Source organism: Priestia sp. D51 (assembly GCF_053345675.1).
The window spans coordinates 538,003-558,186 of record NZ_JBLTIR010000001.1 but is presented as its reverse complement, the minus strand read 5'-3'; the positions used below and the strand labels follow the sequence as shown (position 1 = coordinate 558,186).

Genomic DNA, 20,184 nt, shown 5'->3' with positions numbered 1-20,184 from the left:
TAAAAAGTTTCACCTCAGCTTGTAAGAAATCGCTTCAGGTTATCTCAATTAAATGGTCTTTACTTTTCTGTAAAAAAACGTATCAGCCGTTTCAAACCCATACTTTTGCGGAGTGAAAATCTGCTCTGTGCTCCCTACAAATAAGATGCCTCCAGGTGCTAAAGCTCTGCTAAACTTTTCATATAAAGCATGCTTTGCTTCATCGGTAAAATAAATAAGCACGTTTCGACAAACAATCAAGTCAACGTTTTTAGGAAAAGAGTCTGACAGTAAGTTATGTTTTTGAAAAATAACTGTTTTTTTGATTTTTTCATCTAATAAATACCCGGTTCCTCTTTGTTGAAAGTACTTATTTTTCATCGAAACAGGCATTTCCTGAAGTGAACGTTCATCATAAAAGCCTATTTTTGCTTTTTCTATCACTTTTTCATCCAGATCGGTCGCCAATATAGAAATACGCGAAAGCGGAAAAAATGTTGATAAAACCATCGCTAGTGTATACGGCTCTTCCCCTGTTGAACAGGCAGCGCTCCACACTTTCAGATCTGATTTTCCTTTTACAAGAGTCGGTAAAATTTTTTGCTCCAATATATCCCACCGCTGATAGTTGCGATAAAACTCTGACACGTTAATCGTCATCCGATCTAAAAACTCCTCAAGCAGTTCGTTGTTACTGTTCATTGCTCGATAATATTCAAAAAAACTAGAAAAACCTTTTTTTTCATACAGCGAGGTGAGGCGGCGGTGCATTTGAGACTGCTTATATAGTGATAAATCAATGCCTGTTTTTGTTTTTATTTTCTCCACAAACGCGTCGTATTCATCTATCATTTTTGACTCTCCTTTCTCATTCCTATACGTTTATGTTAGACGTATAAAGAAATAAAACCTTTATATACGCTTAGCTTCTTATTAATATATCGGAATACATTATGAAAATGTTTATGCGGGGAAATCTTTGCACTTAATAGCCTAGAAGCCTGTTTATACACACAATAAAAAAGACGAATGAAAATTCATTCGTCTTTTTGCGCTATCTAAATTAGTAAATCCAAGCGTCTGCGTCTTTTTTATAGAAAGTCAGCTCTTCACTTTCAAAGAATAAGCTGATTTCACGCTCCGCACTTTCTGGTGAATCTGAGCCGTGAATAATATTCTTATCCACAATCAGTCCATAATCACCTCGAATAGTTCCAGGAAGCGCTTCTTGAGGGTTAGTTTTCCCCACCATTTGACGTGATACTGAAATCACGTTTTCACCTTCCCATACCATAGCAAAAACTGGACCTGATGTGATAAATTTCACTAACTCACCGAAGAAAGGTTTCTCTTTATGTTCACCATAGTGTGTTTCAGCTAATTCCTGCGAAATATGCATAAGCTTAGCTCCAACTAATTGAAAACCTTTTTTCTCAAAGCGAGAAATAACCTCACCAATAATGCTTCTTTGTACCCCGTCTGGTTTGACCATTAAAAACGTTTTTTGTATCATTTTACTCTCCACCCCTGAAGTTCATGATATGTAAACAAGTTTTGAAAGCGCAATCACACCTCATGAAGATATTAACATTGTTTCGAGCAGTTTACAACTTATGAAAGTAAATAAATCAAAATTTCCGTTTTCCAATGTACTTCGCAATTTGATGCAGCGTTTTTTTCGCCTTGTTTGGCGGCAGTTCTTCTAAAATGCTCATCGCTTTTTGCAGATAACGATCGCTCATCTCAAATGAACGTTCAATGGCGTTAGAAGATTTAATATCAGAAATAATTTCATCGATCAGCTCTTGCTCATATTCCCTCTCGAAAAGCTGTTCTACTTTATCTCGAAACTCAGCATTTTCAATGGCATACAAAACTGGCAGCGTAATATTTCCTTGCAGTAAGTCGCTGCCAACTGGTTTCCCAAGCTGTTCTTCTGATGAGATAAAATCTAAAATGTCATCCGTAATTTGAAATGACATTCCCACGTAATATCCAAACCAAAATAAACGTTTATGTATATCTTCAGGAGCTCCCGCTGCAATTGCGCCTAACTGACAGCTTGCAGCAATTAGCAGTGCCGTTTTACGTTTAATTCTACGCAGATACACGCGTAAGTTTTGGTTTAGGTTGTATTTGTCCTTAATCTGTTCAATTTCACCGAGCGTTAATTCCACCATCGTATTAGATAAAATTTTATGTGCTTCCACATCTTTAACCTCACTCATAACTTCAAGTGCACGAGCAAAGATGTAATCCCCTGTATACATAGCAATGCGATTGTCCCATTTTGCCTTAATTGTTGGTTTTCCCCGTCGCTTATCAGCGTCATCAATAACATCATCATGAACAAGAGACGCCATATGAATCAGCTCAAGCGCTACTGCCACATGTTTGATTTGGTCGATATTGTAATGCCCAAATTTAGCTGCCAACAAAACAAATACAGGGCGAATTCGTTTCCCCCCTGCTTGTAAAAGGTGAAGAGAAGCATCTGTGATAAGTGTTTCATCGGTATGAACAGTTTGTTCAAGTTCTTTCTCAATAAGGGTAATATCCGTATTCAAAAAAGCGTACATCATTTTTAGTTTCATTGGACTCACCTTGCATTATATATTCATTCTTTACTCCTTATCCTACAGGCTGTTGCACCTGTAGGACAAGCTTTTTCTCTTTTATCGTTTGTACCCTAGATGCATCGCCGCTACTCCACCTGTGTAAGATTTCACTTCAACATCTGTCAAACCGGCTTCACGGAACATATCAGCCAATTGCTTTTGACCTGGAAAGTCCCTAGCTGACTCTTGAAGCCATGAATATTCATCATAGCTTTTAGCGACCATCTTTCCAAGCGCAGGCATAATGTACTTAAAATAAAGCAAGTACATTTGTCGGTAACCAATCATCGTTGGCTGAGACGTTTCAAGGCAAACCACTTTTCCGCCAGGTTTCACGACGCGCTGCATTTCCTTTAAAACTTGAAGGTAATCGGGCACGTTGCGCAGTCCGAATCCAATCGTTACATAGTCAAATGAATTATCTTCAAAAGGAAGCTCCATTGCATTGCCATGTAGTAAAGTAATATTTGAAAAAGGTGAGTTTTTTACTTTCTCTTCACCAATCTTTAGCATATTTTGACTAAAATCCAGGCCAACTGCCTCTCCTGTTTCTCCAACTGCTTCAGCCATAGCTAGCGTCCAATCCGCAGTTCCGCAACAAACATCTAAAGCTTTTGTTCCTTTTTGAACATTCATTCGCTTCATCGTATCTTTGCGCCATGCCTTATGACGCTGAAAACTAATAACAGAATTCATTTGATCATAATTTTTGTATATTTTTTCAAATACGCCATGGACACGCTGTTCTTTTGATTGCTGCATATCTCTATCCTTCTCCTACGACATTTTTCAACACTTCTAAGCTAGATGTAAGTTCATCTAAGTGCTCTCTTAAAAACTCATTCATCGCAAATTCACTTCGTAAGTACCCTCTAACAATATTTACAGACTGTTGAGTATACGAATAAAGGTATTCTTTTATTTGTTCTTGATTCATGCCAATTTGTTTGCAATAGTTTAGCAAGAGAGTAGGCTCTTTATGCTGTAATGACTTTAATTGCTTTAATATCCCATTCAAATACGCTGCATGTTTTAAAAGTTCTTTCCACTCTTCACGTTCAAAATAGTCACATAAGCATCTTACAAACGATGATTCCGCTGCTAAAAAACTATTCATAACGTCGTGTGGATTAGTAGAGCGATTGTTATAAATGTGTATCTTAGCGATATTAATTTCTTTAATAGCAGATGCTATAACTTTCATTAAATTCAGCTGGCTGCTTTGAGCTAAATAGTAATAGTACAGGCCGCTGTAATAATCTCCGGCCAAAACTACCAGCTGCCTCTCATGCAGCTTCCCTTCATTTCCGCTAACATTTTGAGTGGAGACTAGATCGTGGGTATCAAGTGCGGTTTGAACGAGCATCACAGATAGCACAGAGCTGTTCTTTTTTTCTTCTTCCATTGAAAGAGTATCTAAGAACGAACACATGTACAGTAATCTATTTTCATCAATACGCGGATGATGAATATATTTTTTTACATATGGATGACTTAATTCAACATGAAGCTGTTCTTTCATGTTGGCCACAATATCATAGATGGTTTTTACGCTCATCATCCTTGTCTCCCTTTCCATCACTATTTGTTTAAAGTTCTTTTAACTCCAAATCGATAGTGTCAATTATAACATAATTACATTATAAAATATCCTTTAAATTCTTTTGAAGCTTTTTCACGGTTTAAATCCTTTAGCTGCTCATCCGCTTGAACACCGTTCATCTACATACCATCTTGATTTCTTAGACAGTAATTTAAGATATTGCTTTTAGTTTCACCATGTTTTTCCTGTTCTTATTCATTTATTTTAAATATAAATAAAAGCAGGAAAATCCCTGCTTATTTTTTCGTATCGGATTCAATTTCTCCGTGAACAGTCTGAACGACGGCTTTGCCACGAATTTTAATTGCGGATGTATGCTCAGTAAACTGCGCAATCATCACTTCGCCTTTATCTAGTTTTTCTGAATGATGAAATCGCGTATCTGCTCCTCGCGTTAAGCCAATTACGTTAACTCCATCTTCGACCGCTTTAATGACAATATACTCTGGCGTTCCTTTTTGTGTCATATTCTCTTCTCCTTCATCATCCACATTATGATTTAATCAATGATAAAACTTCAGCTCTAGAACTTGCATCGTGTTCTAACACTCCACGCACAGCAGAAGTGATTGTCATAGCCCCAGGCTTTTTAATGCCTCGCATGGTCATACACATGTGCTCTGCTTCCACTACTACCATTACCCCGTGCGGCTCTAATGTTTCTACAATAGAATCCGCCACTGTAGATGTAATTCTCTCCTGAAGCTGAGGACGTTTCGCAACAGCTTCTACCGCTCTTGCCAGCTTACTTAAACCGGTCACTCGTCCGCCTTTTGGAATATACGCAACATGAGCTTTTCCGTAAAAAGGCACTAAGTGGTGTTCACACATAGAGTAAAAAGGAATATCTTTTACAAGCACTAGCTCTTCATGATCTTCTCCAAAAACTGTTTTAAAATGCTCTTTTGGATCTTCATTCAACCCGGAAAAGACTTCCTCATACATTTTAGCTACTCGCTTTGGTGTATCTAATAATCCTTCACGGTTTGGATCTTCGCCAATTGCTTCTAAAATTAGTCTCACAGCTTGTTCGATCTGTGGTTTATTTACAGATGACATGTTGTTGCCCTCCAATTCGTTGCATTACGACTTTATGAAAAAAATTCTAGCATATGTATATACCAAAGGCAAAAAAGAAAGGTCGCAAATGTGCGACCTTTCAAAGCTCTTCATCAACGGCTATGAATAAAGCCATTTTATGTAGATATTATTTTACAGCATCTTTAAGAGCTTTACCTGGTTTGAATGCAGGAACTTTGCTAGCAGGAATTTCGATTTCTTCGCCAGTTTGTGGATTGCGTCCTTTACGAGCAGCACGTTCACGTACTTCGAAGTTACCAAAACCGATAAGTTGAACTTTGTCCTCAGCTTTTAAAGCTTCTAAAATTGTATCGAAAACAGCATCAACTGCTTTTGTAGCATCCTTTTTTGAAAGCTCACTTGCTTCTGCAACAGCATTAATTAATTCTGTCTTGTTCATGCCATTCACCTCCTCCCAAAATCGGATCATATAATAACTAAAAACCTTGTTAGAAAAGGAATCTAGTAATTCGTTATATCTCATTCTTTAACAAAACAAATGGATATTATACATAACCTATGTATCGACAAGCCTAATCATAAACGATTGAACTAAATAATTCAATGTTTTTCATTCATCTGCCGTATGTATGTAGTGAAAACAGTATGATCGATCGATTTCTGTTAAAAGATTAACATATTGAACAAGGCATAGCAAGCAGAAAATAACGCAGGAATAGGATAACCACGCGATCTATCACAATATATGTAAAGTTTTGTATGATCTATCCAAAAAGAAGAGGCTCCTTTATGAGGAGCCTAACCTTATATTCTTATAAAATAATCGCGATTAAACCTCCAGATCCTTCGTTAATAATCCGTTCTAGCGTTTCTTTTAACTTATATCGCGCATTTTCAGGCATCAGCGACAGCTTTCCTTGAATCCCTTCTCTTACGATTGAACTTAGAGAGCGGCCAAATATATCTGAATTCCAAATTGAAAGCGGATCATCTTCAAAGTCTTGCATCAAATAACGAACTAATTCTTCGCTTTGCTTCTCCGTTCCGATAATCGGCGCAAATTCTGATTCTACATCCACTTTAATCATGTGTATAGAAGGTGCCACTGCTTTTAAACGAACTCCAAAACGCGATCCTTGACGAATAATTTCAGGTTCATCAAGGCTCATATCTGAAAGTGAAGGTGCAGCTACACCATAACCCGTTTGCTTAACCATGCGAAGTGCATCAGAGACTTGATCATACTCGGTTTTTGCATGCACAAAGTCTTGCATTAACTGCAGCAAATGATCTCTTCCGCGAATTTCTACTCCCACGATTTCTTTCAAAATCTGATCATATAAGTCATCTGGAGCGTATAAGTCAATTTCGGCAATCCCCTGCCCCATCTCAATTCCGGCTAATCGAGCCTGATCGATAAACTCAAACTGGCTAAATTGCTCTACTACCCGTTCAACGTCTCTCAGTCTCTTAATATCTTTTACCGTTTCTTTAACAGCTTCTTGATAGCTTTCACGCAGCCAATGTTTATCTTTTAAAACCATTACCCAGCTTGGTAGATTAACGTTGACTTCTAATACAGGGAACTCGTATAGTGCTTCTCTTAATACGTTCATCACATCAGTATCGCGCATGCTTTCCACACTCATCGCTAATACTGGGATATCATATTTTTCATTAAGCTTTGCACGAAGCTTTTCTGTATCGGGATGATATGGCTGTACGGTATTAATAACCATGATAAAGGGTTTGCCTACTTCTTTTAGCTCATTAATGACGCGCTCTTCTGCTTCCACGTAATCTTGACGAGGTATATCTCCAATTGAGCCATCTGTTGTAATGACGACACCAATCGTTGAGTGTTCTTGAATGACCTTTCTCGTTCCAATTTCAGCCGCTTCGTGAAATGGAATTGGTTCTTCATACCAAGGTGTATTGATCATTCGAGGTCCATTTTCATCTTCGTACCCTTTAGCGCCTGGCACTGTATATCCTACACAATCTACTAACCGTATGTTAACTTCTAGCCCGTCATCTACCAAAACATTGACTGCTTGATTCGGTACGAATTTTGGCTCAGTTGTCATAATCGTTTTTCCAGCTGCACTTTGTGGTAGTTCATCTTGTGTGCGAGCTCTTTCTGCCTCGTTCTCGATGTGAGGCAGGACCACCAGCTCCATAAACTTTTTAATAAATGTAGATTTTCCTGTTCGAACTGCTCCCACCACACCTAAATATATATCGCCTCCTGTACGTTCAGCGATATCTTTAAATACATCCACCTTTTCCAAAAGATCCCCTCCGATCTATGAGTTCATGGAATATGACATCCATTGCGAGAGTAAATTAGGACACTATATAGTTATGACGTTGTCCTATTAAAATATGACTTTTGATAGAAAAATTTATGATTTTTTTCATGCACATGCTGACTTAGTCATTCTGATTTTCATTATTGGTGTACAAGAAAGAGAAAACCCCTTCTCTCTGAATATTATTCAAGGAGAAGGGGTTCATGACTTATTTTTTAAAAAATATTGGTTCATTCTTATCGTTAACTGTATAAGGAAGAGAGTAAGCAGGTACAAAATCACTGTTTTCCACAAGGAGCTTTCGGATATCTTCACCCGGTTTGTAGGAGCTTTTATGCTTTTGAATGGCATCATACAAATCAGGACGATAATCTACAAATACATCTCCCTGCCCATTAACAATTAAAGAAAGACTATTCCCTGTATACGGGCTAGTAACGACAGGGGGTTCTTTCATATTCAATTTCTTATAGTTAATAGAGAATACGCCGGGAGCGATGACGTCTTTAAACGGTACGTACCCTTTATGGTTTTGACGGTATATATTCAAATGTACATTAACATCTTGAATCGTATCCGCCATCCGTAAGTCTAATAATTTAACCGTGGGCTTTGTTTCTGCATCCACAAGCACGTACGCAAATATCCCTCCGCTTTCATACGAATTCCCAGGTGCGTCTTGCATGTATCTAGGAACAATTTTTGTAAAGTCAATCGGATATTTTTGATAAATCGGCGTGTCCATATCTTTCGTTTTTATCGGCAATAAGCCTCCGCTTTCTTCTTTAAATTGATCAACGGCCGTTTGTACGGAAGCAACTTGATCTTTATAAGGAACTTGATTTTGAGACATTCTTTCCGTCGGGTATAAACAACCGGATAATACAAAAATGGTTAACCCAACCATAGACGTTAGCATGAATTTTTTCATTTTCCTCACCCTACCATATGTACATTAAGCATCTGTTGGACCGCTGAATACAACAATTACCATAATAAGACCTGCTACAATCATGAGCGAATAGGCAATGAAAGCGAGTACAATTTTACCAACGCGGTTCGTGATTTTATAACGACTAAAGTAAATAGAAAATACCGCAATAAACATAAATACAATGGAACCCAATGAAATCCACATCTTTAACAAACCTGGCGACAAATTGCATCCACTCCTTTTTTCACCGTTATTATAACATAAGGACTTATAGTTAAGACGGATATTAATAGAACATTCTAAATTAACTATTTATTTACCTTCCATTGATTTACGCTCTATAGTAATTACTTTCCTATTAAATTGACAAATTCCTGCTTTTTCACATAAAAAAATCGAAGCGAAGGGGGCTCTTCGCTTCGACCGTAACTAAATATTCCCATACTAACAGTTCTACTCATCTTTATTTACACGTTATTTTATGCAAGTAAATGATTTTGGGTATCACCAATTGCCTATTTTTTCATATTTCTTTGCACTTAATTTAATTTTTCTCCTAAAACATTCGCTAAATCTTCCATTTCATGTGTTTTAGTACGAGACATAAGCGCGTCTACTGCATCTTTTGTCTTCACATCATTAAACAGTACATTATATAAAGCATCAGCAATCGGCATTTTCACGTCGTATTTTTGAGATAGCTGGTAAGCTGCTTTCGTCGTGCGTACACCTTCTACAACCATTCCCATATTTTCTAATACTTCGTCTAAATTTTTGCCTTTTCCAAGAAGATTACCAGCGCGCCAATTTCGAGAATGAACGCTTGTACACGTTACAATCAAGTCTCCAATCCCGGTTAAACCTGAGAACGTCAGAGGATTGGCGCCAAGCACCGTACCTAAACGAGCGATTTCAGCTAAGCCACGAGTCATAAGAGCGGCCTTCGCATTGTCACCATATCCAAGTCCATCCGTAATACCAGCAGCAAGAGCAATAATATTTTTTAACGCTCCCCCAATTTCCACACCAATCACATCAGGATTTGTATAAACACGGAAGTACTGTTGATTATTAAATAAATCCTGTACTTTTTCTGCTGCTTGTATATTTGTTGAAGCTGACGTCACGGTTGTCGGCTGCCTTCTACTTACTTCTTCAGCATGACTCGGACCTGATAAGACAACGATGTCTTTTGTATCAATTTCTTGTTGAATCATTTGAGATATACGTAAAAGAGAATCCGGTTCAATTCCTTTACTTACGTGAACAATTGTAAACAGTTCATCGGTAAGGGATTTTAGCTGTTGCAACACTTCACGAATGGCCTTCGTTGGAACAGCTAAAATAAGGGTTTCAACACCCTCTATTGCCTTTTCTAATGACGTAAAACCTTTAATCTGATGAGGAAGCTCTACACCAGGCAGATATTTTTCATTCTGATGCGTCTCGTTGATTTGATCAATGACTTGTTGTCTATGTCCCCAAATGCGAACATCGTGTCCATTTTCCGCCAATACGAAAGCTAATGCAGTTCCCCAACTCCCTGCTCCTAGTACAGCTATTCTTTCCACGCCGATCACATCCTCTGTTATTTTCTTGGTCTTGCAATAATTTTAATTGGAGTTCCTTCGAATCCAAAAGCTTCACGAAGCTTATTTTCTAAGAAACGTTTATATGAAAAATGCATTAGCTCAGGATCATTTACAAACACAACAAAAGTTGGCGGCTTGATTGCTACTTGAGTTGTGTAATAGATTTTTAAGCGGTTGCCGTTATGAGTAGGCGTAGGGTTCATTGCTACTGCATCCATAATTACATCGTTTAAGATGCTTGTTTCTACACGTACAGCATGGCTTTCGCTTGCAAGATCAATCATTGGCAATAGCGTATGCGTACGTTTTTTCGTTTTAGCTGAAAGGAATACAATTGGAGCATATGTTAAGAACTGAAAATGCTCGCGTATATTTTCTTCAAATTTTTTCATTGTTTTTTCATCTTTTTCTACTGTATCCCATTTGTTCACAACAATGACGACAGCTTTTCCAGCTTCTTGTGCATAGCCAGCAATTTTCTTATCTTGTTCAATAATACCCTCTTCAGCATTTAATACAATTAAGACAACGTCTGAGCGTTCAATTGCCTTTAATGCGCGAAGTACGCTGTATTTTTCAGTACTCTCGTACACTTTTCCACGCTTTCTCATTCCAGCTGTATCAATAACAACATATTCTTGATCTTCTTTTGTAAACTTCGTATCAATAGCATCGCGTGTCGTACCGGCGAGATCACTGACAATAACACGATCTTCACCTAGAAGAGCATTAACTAATGAAGATTTCCCTACGTTAGGACGACCAATCAATGAAAATTTAATGACTTCTTCTCCGTAGTCTTCGTCTTTTTCTTTTGGAAAATGCTTAGCTGCCTCGTCTAACAGGTCACCTAAACCTAAACCATGGGTTCCTGAGATTGGGAACGGTTCTCCATATCCTAGTGCGTAGAAATCATAGATTAATTCTCTCATTTCAGGATTATCTACTTTATTAACGGCTAGGACGACGGGCTTTTTGGATTTGTATAAAATTTTCGCCACTTCTTCATCAGCTGCAGTAATTCCATCGCGTCCATTCACTAGAAAAATGATTACGTCCGCTTCATCAATTGCAATTTCTGCCTGCTGTTTGATCTGTTCTAAAAATGGCTCATCTCCAATATCAATACCGCCAGTATCAATAATGTTAAAGTCCAAATTCAGCCACTCACCTGAACTATAGATACGATCACGAGTTACACCCGGAATATCTTCTACAATAGATACTCGCTCTCCTACAATTCGGTTGAAAATTGTTGATTTTCCTACGTTGGGACGACCAACAATCGCAATAATTGGTTTTGGCATACGATTCTTCCCTTTCCTTGATCTTTTTTATGTATCGGCAACCAGTCTTTAATCGACTAAAGGTATTTATCTACATGTACAAATAAATAAGATCATTCGTTTTTCAAAAATTGAGGCCATGCAGCGTGGCATGACCTCTACTAATCGATCATAAGCGATAAAGCAGGATTTTTATCAGCTCTTTCTTATACTGAACTGATTAACTGCCTATCCGCTGAATAAGCATTACTCTTTCAATCAAACAATTTTATCAAAAATCACCGGTAACAACAATATAATTTTACGAAATCTCTTCTTCTATTTGTAAGTACTTTGCTTTTGCCTGTGAGACTTCAGCACGTACAAATCTAAATAAGCAGAGAAATAAACCAGCATCTCCCAAATAAACATCGCTCCTACTGCTGTGGCTAAAACGTCGAGTGTACGAAGAGACCCTATTTCATAAGATGCGATATCCCGAATGACAACTGCGTATAAAAAGTCTCCTCCAACTACACCTAAAATGATTGCTGCGAATCTTTTTTCAGCATCTTTAACCACCATAAAGCAAATATATAAGATAAGTCCAGTCAAAATCCACTTACGATCAATAAAAATCCAGACAGGATCATAGAGCTCAAGTAAACAAAAACTAGCATAGGCAATTATTATAATGCCGCATACAATAACATAATATAACTGCTGAAATCGGCTGTAGCCTGAAGCATACACACACGCTACTCCCACTAAAAACAAAGCGGTGTAGCTACATGAAAACTGAGTCATATGCATGTTCATTCCGCTTAGGAGTATACTGATTAATATAATGGCTGCTACCTTCCAACGCCTAGCTGTTTTGGGCATAAGAAAAGTCGCAACAATCCATCCCATCCACGAAAGCCAATAAAAGAAAATTCCGTCCACTGAATATGGCACCTCCCCTATCTGTCATCAGTATGTATCAATTTTGGAAAACTTAATCGGGGTTTTAGAATAGAACCGCTTATTTTGGACAACCTATCAGAAAAAAGGAGGGAATATAAAATGGGAAAAGATCGTCAAGAGAAAAAATTAAAGGAATCAAAACGAGTTGAATCTGACCGTGATCAAGGACTTCACTATCCGGGAGCAACTAGCTTGCAAAGTCCTGAAGAAGCGCGCGAATTAAATGAGCATAAATAAAAAAATGCGCTGACTAAGTCAGCGCATTTTTTATTTTAAAACTGGATGTGAAACAGGATAGGGACGTTCTTTCTTTCCTGTAAACAAAAAGAGAACTCCTCCCACTAACAATAGTGCTCCTGACAAATAAAATCCGAATTCCATACTTCCAAGTTTATCTGCAAAATATCCGGTAATGTAAGGTGCAAAGATCGATGACAGCATGCCGCTGAAGTTAAAAAAACCGTACACTTTAGAGTACATGGAAGAGGGAGTAATATCCGCCATATACGAAATTAAAATCGGATCTAATGCTAATTTCCCTATCAGACCGTACACAATTAAGCCGATTAATAGCCAAGAATAACTCTCTGTATAGGGAATAAAAAATTGACATAAAGCGCCCGCTACTGACAAACTCACAATTAATGCTTTTTTATTTGCAATTCGATCCGATATATATCCAAAGAAGATTGCTCCTGGAATAGACGCCCACGGTACTAAAGATGCTATGATGCCTGTTTGAGACCCTTCTAAGCCGCGCGAGTGCTGCAAATAATAAGGAAGCCACGTCAGCATTCCAAAAAATCCGTAAAGAGAGCAGAAGATTAAAATGTATACGAAAATATGATTTTTTGTAAATAATAATTTTAGCGACTGCTTTGTTTCTTTATTTAGCGAATTTTTTTCTTGATCCCTTTGCTTATCTTTTACAAAGAAAGCTATTAAAATAGCTATTACTATAGTCGGAATAGCAAATAAGTAAAAAGTAAACTGCCAGTCTTTTTCTAACGTATATGTAATGTATGTAGAACCGATAAAACCAAGCGATATACCAAAAGCCATTCCACTATTGATGAGCGCAGACACTAGACCTCGGTATCGTTCAGACGTGATGCTTGAAGAAATTCCGTATTGTGAACCATAATACGTTCCTTCTCCAAGTCCTGTCAGCGCCCGCATGAGCAAGAACATACCGAAAGTAGTCGTAAGTCCTGTAAAGAATGTGGCAACTCCAAACAAAATGTATCCAGCCACTAAGATCTTAACGCGACCAAATCGATCTGCCAAAAAACCCGTTGGAATCTGCATAGCTGCATACGCTGCAAAAAACACGGTAGACATTAGACCAAGTTCAGCTTTATTAAGGTCCCACTGCGCACCGATATCTCCCATAACTGGAGATAAAATATTACGATCTGCATACATGAAAACCCAGCCTAAAAAGAAAAGAAAAATTGTAAATATAGGATGTCCCTTTTTCATTACGTCACCTATTTTTCTGATTTTTCTGTTTATTTAACTTATTATAAGTGGCTAACGTTTGGGATTTCATGCTTTTTGTCACTTCTTCTGCCAATATTTTTTGTTTTTTTAATGAAAACGCGATCATTCATCTTCTAAGGAAATAAAAAAGCAAGCAGTTAACTGCTTGCTTTTTTATCATCTGTTATTAAATGTTTCTATAGATACATTTCGCTGAGTCAGCCAGCTATGGGTATCCCCTGTAATAACTAGAGGCATTTGCTGAAGCTTAGCAATAGAAGTTGCTCCTAATGCAGCCATGATAAACGTTAACTCCTCATGCAGCTCGGCTATCTCTTCTACGACTGCTTCTAAACCAGACGTCATTAAAATGGATAGAAAATATCCTGCCATTCCCGTTGCAGAAGCTCCTAACGCAATGGACTTAGCAACATCCATAGAGGTTTGAATACCTCCTGAACCAATAATGGATATACCTTCTACGTGCTGAGATACTTCCGCTAAAGAAGCTGCTGTGGAAATTCCCCAATCATTAAAGAAGTGAAAATGTTTTGCTCGTCTTTCATTTTCGATTTTCGAAAAATTGGTACCACCGTACCCACCAATATCAACGATTTCAACACCAACATCTTTAAGTTTTTGCACTGCTTGAGCGCTCATCCCAAAACCTACTTCTTTGACAATTACAGGAACGGTTACTTCTCGGACAATTCGTTCAATACGACGTAATGCATCGGTAAAATCACGATCTCCCTCTGGCATGACCAGTTCTTGTATAACATTTAAATGAATTTGAAGTCCATTTGCTTCAAGCATATCAACCGCTTTTTTAGCTTGTTCAACTGTAGCTTCACTGCCTAGGTTGGCAAAAATAATTCCGTTAGGGTTTTCTTGACGCACTACTCTGTATGATTGTTCTTCCTTTTCATCTTTAATCGCAGCCATCTGCGATCCAACGGCCATTGCTAATTGACCATGATGAGCAATTTGAGCAAACGAACGGTTAATCCGTTCCGTTTCTTGTCCGCCTCCACCCGTCATAGCATTTATAAAAATTGGCGAACTTAACAAAAGTTCGCCAATTTTTGTATCAATATGAACATCGTGCACGCCTGTATTTGGTAAGCTATTATGAACGAAGCGAATATCATCTAGCCCGTGCAGCCGATGCTGTCCCGTTTGAATCGCATGATGAATGTGATCAATTTTACGTTTTGCTCTGCTCACAAATCATCACCATTACTTATCTTAATTTTTTTAATTGATCCCCAATCATATCACCTAATTGGAAGCCTTTTGACTCTTCTTGTAATTCATAGTCACCGTAATCTTCTTGCTCTTCTTCCTCAAGGTCACGAATGCTTAACGAAACGCGTCGTTCTTGTTCATTCACATCAAGTACTTTTACCTTCACTTTTTCGCCTTCAGAAAGCACTTCATGCGGTGTCCCGATATGCTTATGTGAAATTTGAGAAATGTGTACAAGTCCTTCTACTCCAGGTAGAACTTCCACAAAAGCTCCAAAAGATACAAGTCTTTTAACAGTTCCATCTACTACATCACCTTGGCGAAGCTTCGTAGAAATGTTGGACCATGGACCTTCTAACGTATCTTTAATAGATAATGAAACACGACCCGTTGATTTGTCAACAGATAATACTTTGACTTTCACAGTATCTCCCTCAGCTACTACGTCTGAAGGCTTTTCTACACGCGTATGTGAAAGCTGAGAGATATGCACTAGCCCATCTACTCCGCCTACATCTACAAACGCACCAAAGTCTGTTAAGCGCTGAACGGTTCCTTCTAAAACCTGACCTTCTTTTAATGACTCAAGAACATTTTCTTTTTGTTGTACAAGCTCTTCTTCTACAACTGCACGATGCGAAAGGATTACGCGATTTTTTTCTTTATCTAATTCCACTACTTTGACTGTAAGAGTTTGATCTTGATATTCTGCGAAATCATCCACGAAATGAGTTTCAACAAGAGAAGCTGGAATGAACCCTCTTACCCCAATGTCTACTACTAATCCGCCTTTGACAATTTCTTTGACTACCGCTTCAAACACTTCACCTGAAGAAAGTTTTGCTTCTAAACCGTCCCATGCTTTTTCAGCATCTACAGCCCGTTTAGATAACACAAGCACATCGTCTTCCACTTTAATTACTTTCGCTTCGACTTCGGCGCCTTCTTGGATTACATCCCCTGCTTTTTCAATATGTAAGCTCGCTAATTCACTAATTGGAATAATACCGTCTAGTTTGCTGTTAGGCACATCTACATACACTTGCTTTTCTTCTACTTTTGTAATAGTACCTTTTACTGTTTCTCCTACTTCTAATGACGTTACCTCTACTTGATTCATATCTTCTGTCATCGTCTTTTCCTCCTCCAATATCCATCTACAATATGTATTCCCTTGTAAGAGTTCTTCACTCTTTTAGCTCATCATTATTGTATATAGCTCTGTATAGAAAAAACTCTCTTTGTTACTAACTTCTAATAAATAGAATCTTTTGTCAAGTCATAAGGTTACAAACTATTGATATTTTTCAATTAATTCACCAATGCTTTTCATAATAACTTCGGTTACTTCCTCGGCTGATGCCTTTCGTTCACGAAGTTCATCCATCTGAATTGGCGGTCCGTACACTACTTTTAACCTTGCAAAACGCTTATATGGACCAATAACAGCACAAGGAACAACAGCTGCTTTTGAACGCAAAGCAAAAAAGCCTACTCCAGCCATTCCTTTTCCTAATTTTCCATCTTTACTTCTTGTTCCTTCTGGAAATAATCCAAGCACTTTTCCTTCTTTTAAAATCTTTAACCCTTGGCGCAAAGCTTCACGATCTGCCATCCCCCGCTTTACAGGGAACGTTTCTAACTTTGGCAGAACCGTCTTCAGAAAAGGTGCTTTAAACAGCTCTGCTTTTGCCATAAACGAAATAGGCCTTGGACATGTCACACCTACCGTAGGCGGATCTAAGTTGTCAATATGATTTGAACAAAGCAAAACTCCGCCTTCTGAAGGGATATTTTCTGCACCGATTACCTCATAACGGTAAACTGGTGTTAAAATACCTTTTACAATGCCACGTGCAAACATATAAAAGCTCAAAATCATCCAATCCTTTCGTTTGTAATAGAAAGTATTTTTTCTACAACTCCTTCAATCGATAAGGAAGTTGTATCGATTTCAATTGCATCTTCAGCTTTTTTAAGAGGTGCTACTTCACGCTCAGAATCCAGCTTGTCTCTGCGGGCAATTTCTTCTTTTAAACGCTCTAAATTTGATTCAAAACCTTTTTTTATGTTTTCATCATGGCGTCGCTGTGCTCTTTCATCCACAGACGCTAATAAAAAGATTTTAACTTCTGCCTGAGGAAGCACGTGTGTACCGATATCACGTCCATCCATTACAACGCCTCCATCTTTAGCAAGGCCCTGCTGTCTCGCTACCATCTCTTCGCGAACTGCACGATGTTTCGCGACGATGGATACAGAGTTAGTTACTTCTGCGGAACGAATTTCACTTGTAACATTCTGTCCATTTAAGATGACTACCTGCCCAGATTCAGACGGTTTTAAATCGATTACTGTTTCATTAAGCAAATGCAATAGCTCTTCTTCATTTTGCAAATCCACCTGGTTTTTCTGCGCTTGATACGTTAGAGCACGATACATCGCTCCTGTATCAACATAAATATATGATAAGGTTTCTGCTATAATCTTTGCCACTGTACTTTTCCCAGCAGCTGCAGGACCGTCAATCGCGATTGAAATTTGTTTTTCCATAAGTGCCTCCCTTAATTTCAAAACAGGAACAAACCACTTTCATCTTTTATACAATGAGCCATTTTATATGAAACGTTTATAAACGAAAAAAAGAGCAGGGGGTCTTCTCCTGCCTGGTGTTCACTGCATGTTTCTTTCCTAGTTATTCTACCATACGTCCGACTACTGGTCGAATGTTTCAATAATTTTATTAAAATTATTTTTGCTAACTCCCTCATACTGAATGACCTTTGAGAAATATGTACTATGACTGCTAGATAGTAAAATACATTGGGCAATTATTAAAAACACAAATTGAATAACCACTAATTTAATTAAAATTCGTTCTATTCGATTCATCTTTTTCTCCTTTTGTAAGAAGTAGTACCTTTGCTTACAGTTTAGGAAAGAGAAGTTTTTTTTATACGCTAAAGAAGACCTTTTCTCCTTAGGTCGAGCTGACGCTTTAAGGTATAACGAATCATCATTTCTTTCGTTTGTTTTTCAATGTCCATAAATTTAATAGATAGCTGACCTACTTTACAGGAAGTCGGGGCGGTAATTCGTACAACTTCCCCTTTTAATTCAAGATGCTGCAAAGTTCCCTCACGATTAGGAAGACTTAATCGTACAACAACGGAATCTTTCTCATTAAAAAGCAGCGAATGATGGAAGGAGCCGGCTACTCCACCTGCACTGATGTTTTTAGTCATGATTTCCATTACGGCCTGCTGTCCTTGTTCACTTTCTATCACCGCCTTCACTGTAAGCGGCACACGGAAAAGATTTCTTCTTTGGATGGACTTTAACTTTTTATCGCCCGGGTAAAAGAGCTTCACAACAGGCATGCCTTTTATTTCGCGTCCTGTTACTTCAGTTGGAAAGGTATATACATTTTGATTATATCCAATAAACGTAGCCAGCAATTTTGTACCTTTTAGTAAAAAAGCACTTCGCTGCGTTTCTTCATTTAGCGGATAGCTAATATAAATCACGTCTTCCGTAAACTCAACTACCTTACATCGATACGTTTGTTGTAAGGTAGACTCTCTGTGCCCGCTCTCTAACGTCAACCTCATTCCCGCTTTTATCATCTTCTCTCTCCTTCAGTTCCACTATATACACTTTTTCCCTTTATTTAAACATAGTCAAATATATTTATTTTGTAAATAAAAATTAGTCATTTAGACTCAAAAAACTTATACGACACAAAAAATCGGTGTCTATAGACACCGATTTCTCAGCTTTATACTTCATTATATAAAGGTTCTGAGTTTTGCAGTTTTTCGACTTTCTCTTCAAAACCCGTATCGGCATTGATAAAAATACGATACGTATCATTTTTAATTGTCCCTAAAAACTCATAGCATAGCACTTCTTCGTTTAAATCATTTGTAATAATTGCCAAGCGGTCTTCCATCACTTTTACATTCGAGTTCAGCTTGGTTTTTGCCTGTTCTTTCGAAATTTTAGGTTTTGGAATATCTCTTGTACGATGTTTTAATAAGAAGTCTTTAGCTGAGAATCCAATCACAGATCCATCTTCTAAAGACATTTTCATTTTAACTGAATCCGGATAAATCCGAACTCCACTTTCCGTTTGCTCTACGAATGTAAAGACTCCCATGTTATCGTATTGAGCGCTTTCAGCCATCACTAGGCTTTCAAAACGATGATCTTTTAAAAACTTAGTCGCTTTGTTCATAGCATCGTTTAAACTAATATTTTGTTTTTTAATATCTCGATCTTCGAGCACCCAAAGCGGATATCCACCTTTTTGGGTAATATCCATATACGTCTCTTGTTTAGTCTTTGGATCTGTAATGGTTAAGCTGTACACCTCATAGTCGGCATCTTTTCCGCTCTTTACAATATGAATTTGTTCATTTCCTTTTAAATTCAAAAACGAACGCGCCACTTGTTTGGCAACATCTTCACTAACTTCTCTACCTTTTAATTGATGAAAAGCGTTTTTTTCCTGTTCATTCGTTGCATTCATAACGCCTAAATCTGTTTCGGCAAAAGAATCCATACTTTTTTCAACGGTTTTTAATCCGTCAATAATCGTATTGTCCCCTTGCTTTTCTTTTGTGGCTAGAGCTAGCTCAACATCCATCCAGCGCAAGTTATTATCAATGACTAGATGCTGTACTTGGCGCATTTCATTTTGAATTTCGCCTGACTGATCATAAAGCGAATTTAACGTTTTATACTCTTTATCTGTTAAGGGAGATTTGCTTAAATCCCTTACCGCCACTTTGTACGTAAAGTCACCAACATCTGAAAGAAACTCTTCTGTTTTATTGAACGGTAAAAGCGATAAAGGCAGCTGTCCTACATTGTTATGAGCTTCAGAAGTTAAACGCCATACTTCTGCAAGCGCGGGCGAAAGCTGATCTCTCGAACTCATGGCAAGCGTGCCACCGATTTTATCATTTAATAAATCTAGCTGATATGACAAATCATGAAATGCTCGTTGATACGTATTCTCCGCTTGAAGCAGCACAGCATCTTTTTCTTGATGTTCGCTGTACCCCCAATACCCTACACCTACAACACCAATAGCTAATAATACAATTAAAATTGTTCGAATCATGTTTCCTTCACCTCTC

At 37.9% G+C, this 20,184-nt stretch carries 23 protein-coding genes; 1 reads left to right on the top strand and 22 read right to left on the bottom strand.

What is annotated here, in order from left to right; all coding sequences use genetic code 11:
• Nucleotides 1-48: 48 nt before the first annotated feature.
• The 14 genes from ACNHOZ_RS02985 to ACNHOZ_RS02920 all read right to left on the bottom strand — a co-directional run bounded on the left by ACNHOZ_RS02985 (nucleotide 49) and on the right by ACNHOZ_RS02920 (nucleotide 12,289).
• Nucleotides 49-831 carry a CheR family methyltransferase gene (locus tag ACNHOZ_RS02985; RefSeq protein ID WP_033579750.1) on the bottom strand — a complete coding sequence of 261 codons (783 nt, stop codon included), beginning with the start codon at nucleotides 829-831 and terminating at the stop codon, nucleotides 49-51.
• 211 nt (nucleotides 832-1,042) lie between these two features.
• Entirely contained in the window at nucleotides 1,043-1,492 is a 450-nt protein-coding gene (gene ndk, locus ACNHOZ_RS02980) for a nucleoside-diphosphate kinase (protein WP_013059010.1), read from the bottom strand.
• Between the two features lie 115 nt (nucleotides 1,493-1,607).
• On the bottom strand, nucleotides 1,608-2,573 hold the full coding sequence (gene hepT / locus ACNHOZ_RS02975; protein ID WP_028411507.1) for a heptaprenyl diphosphate synthase component II: 966 nt from the start codon (nucleotides 2,571-2,573) through the stop codon (nucleotides 1,608-1,610).
• Between the two features lie 81 nt (nucleotides 2,574-2,654).
• On the bottom strand, nucleotides 2,655-3,359 hold the full coding sequence (locus tag ACNHOZ_RS02970; RefSeq protein WP_013059012.1) for a demethylmenaquinone methyltransferase: 705 nt from the start codon (nucleotides 3,357-3,359) through the stop codon (nucleotides 2,655-2,657).
• 4 nt (nucleotides 3,360-3,363) lie between these two features.
• On the bottom strand, nucleotides 3,364-4,155 hold the full coding sequence (locus tag ACNHOZ_RS02965; RefSeq protein ID WP_230624662.1) for a heptaprenyl diphosphate synthase component 1: 792 nt from the start codon (nucleotides 4,153-4,155) through the stop codon (nucleotides 3,364-3,366).
• Between the two features lie 281 nt (nucleotides 4,156-4,436).
• Nucleotides 4,437-4,667 (bottom strand): trp RNA-binding attenuation protein MtrB, encoded by a 231-nt coding sequence (gene mtrB, locus ACNHOZ_RS02960; RefSeq protein ID WP_028411509.1) that lies wholly within the window; start codon nucleotides 4,665-4,667, stop codon nucleotides 4,437-4,439.
• A gap of 25 nt (nucleotides 4,668-4,692) precedes the next feature.
• Entirely contained in the window at nucleotides 4,693-5,259 is a 567-nt protein-coding gene (gene folE / locus ACNHOZ_RS02955) for a GTP cyclohydrolase I FolE (RefSeq protein WP_013059015.1), read from the bottom strand.
• 148 nt (nucleotides 5,260-5,407) lie between these two features.
• Entirely contained in the window at nucleotides 5,408-5,680 is a 273-nt protein-coding gene (locus tag ACNHOZ_RS02950) for an HU family DNA-binding protein (protein ID WP_013059016.1), read from the bottom strand.
• A 373-nt stretch (nucleotides 5,681-6,053) separates the two neighbouring features.
• The gene (gene spoIVA / locus ACNHOZ_RS02945; RefSeq protein ID WP_013059017.1) at nucleotides 6,054-7,532 is read right to left on the bottom strand and encodes a stage IV sporulation protein A; all 1,479 of its coding nucleotides are present in this window, start codon (nucleotides 7,530-7,532) and stop codon (nucleotides 6,054-6,056) included.
• A gap of 229 nt (nucleotides 7,533-7,761) precedes the next feature.
• On the bottom strand, nucleotides 7,762-8,484 hold the full coding sequence (locus tag ACNHOZ_RS02940; protein WP_033579749.1) for a hypothetical protein: 723 nt from the start codon (nucleotides 8,482-8,484) through the stop codon (nucleotides 7,762-7,764).
• Nucleotides 8,485-8,508: 24 nt separating this feature from the next.
• Nucleotides 8,509-8,712 (bottom strand): DUF2768 domain-containing protein, encoded by a 204-nt coding sequence (locus ACNHOZ_RS02935; protein WP_028411511.1) that lies wholly within the window; start codon nucleotides 8,710-8,712, stop codon nucleotides 8,509-8,511.
• Between the two features lie 314 nt (nucleotides 8,713-9,026).
• On the bottom strand, nucleotides 9,027-10,058 hold the full coding sequence (locus ACNHOZ_RS02930) for an NAD(P)H-dependent glycerol-3-phosphate dehydrogenase (protein ID WP_048019808.1): 1,032 nt from the start codon (nucleotides 10,056-10,058) through the stop codon (nucleotides 9,027-9,029).
• A 17-nt stretch (nucleotides 10,059-10,075) separates the two neighbouring features.
• Entirely contained in the window at nucleotides 10,076-11,386 is a 1,311-nt protein-coding gene (gene der, locus ACNHOZ_RS02925) for a ribosome biogenesis GTPase Der (protein ID WP_014458340.1), read from the bottom strand.
• A gap of 297 nt (nucleotides 11,387-11,683) precedes the next feature.
• Entirely contained in the window at nucleotides 11,684-12,289 is a 606-nt protein-coding gene (locus ACNHOZ_RS02920) for a YphA family membrane protein (RefSeq protein ID WP_028411513.1), read from the bottom strand.
• Between the two features lie 120 nt (nucleotides 12,290-12,409).
• On the opposite strand from ACNHOZ_RS02920, the gene ACNHOZ_RS02915 reads away from it, so the two are divergent.
• On the top strand, nucleotides 12,410-12,547 hold the full coding sequence (locus tag ACNHOZ_RS02915) for a YpzI family protein (protein ID WP_013059024.1): 138 nt from the start codon (nucleotides 12,410-12,412) through the stop codon (nucleotides 12,545-12,547).
• A gap of 30 nt (nucleotides 12,548-12,577) precedes the next feature.
• On the opposite strand, the gene ACNHOZ_RS02910 is transcribed toward ACNHOZ_RS02915, so the two are convergent.
• The 8 genes from ACNHOZ_RS02910 to ypeB form a co-directional block, all read right to left on the bottom strand.
• Nucleotides 12,578-13,792 (bottom strand): MFS transporter, encoded by a 1,215-nt coding sequence (locus ACNHOZ_RS02910; protein WP_048019807.1) that lies wholly within the window; start codon nucleotides 13,790-13,792, stop codon nucleotides 12,578-12,580.
• Between the two features lie 177 nt (nucleotides 13,793-13,969).
• Nucleotides 13,970-15,019 carry a type 2 isopentenyl-diphosphate Delta-isomerase gene (gene fni, locus ACNHOZ_RS02905; RefSeq protein WP_048019806.1) on the bottom strand — a complete coding sequence of 350 codons (1,050 nt, stop codon included), beginning with the start codon at nucleotides 15,017-15,019 and terminating at the stop codon, nucleotides 13,970-13,972.
• 16 nt (nucleotides 15,020-15,035) lie between these two features.
• Entirely contained in the window at nucleotides 15,036-16,172 is a 1,137-nt protein-coding gene (gene rpsA / locus ACNHOZ_RS02900; protein WP_048019805.1) for a 30S ribosomal protein S1, read from the bottom strand.
• A 162-nt stretch (nucleotides 16,173-16,334) separates the two neighbouring features.
• Nucleotides 16,335-16,922, bottom strand: coding sequence for a lysophospholipid acyltransferase family protein (locus tag ACNHOZ_RS02895; protein WP_033579748.1), 588 nt, complete (start codon nucleotides 16,920-16,922; stop codon nucleotides 16,335-16,337).
• Nucleotides 16,919-17,593: a (d)CMP kinase gene (gene cmk, locus ACNHOZ_RS02890; protein ID WP_028411517.1), complete on the bottom strand. Its 675-nt coding sequence runs from the start codon at nucleotides 17,591-17,593 to the stop codon at nucleotides 16,919-16,921. The genes ACNHOZ_RS02895 and cmk overlap by 4 nt, the downstream gene beginning before the upstream one ends.
• 162 nt (nucleotides 17,594-17,755) lie before the next feature.
• Nucleotides 17,756-17,932 carry a YpfB family protein gene (locus ACNHOZ_RS02885; protein WP_013059030.1) on the bottom strand — a complete coding sequence of 59 codons (177 nt, stop codon included), beginning with the start codon at nucleotides 17,930-17,932 and terminating at the stop codon, nucleotides 17,756-17,758.
• A gap of 68 nt (nucleotides 17,933-18,000) precedes the next feature.
• A complete protein-coding gene (locus ACNHOZ_RS02880) occupies nucleotides 18,001-18,666 on the bottom strand; it encodes a flagellar brake protein (RefSeq protein WP_048019804.1) in 666 nt (221 codons plus the stop codon).
• A 152-nt stretch (nucleotides 18,667-18,818) separates the two neighbouring features.
• Nucleotides 18,819-20,168: a germination protein YpeB gene (gene ypeB / locus ACNHOZ_RS02875; RefSeq protein ID WP_014458333.1), complete on the bottom strand. Its 1,350-nt coding sequence runs from the start codon at nucleotides 20,166-20,168 to the stop codon at nucleotides 18,819-18,821.
• Nucleotides 20,169-20,184 lie beyond the last annotated feature (16 nt).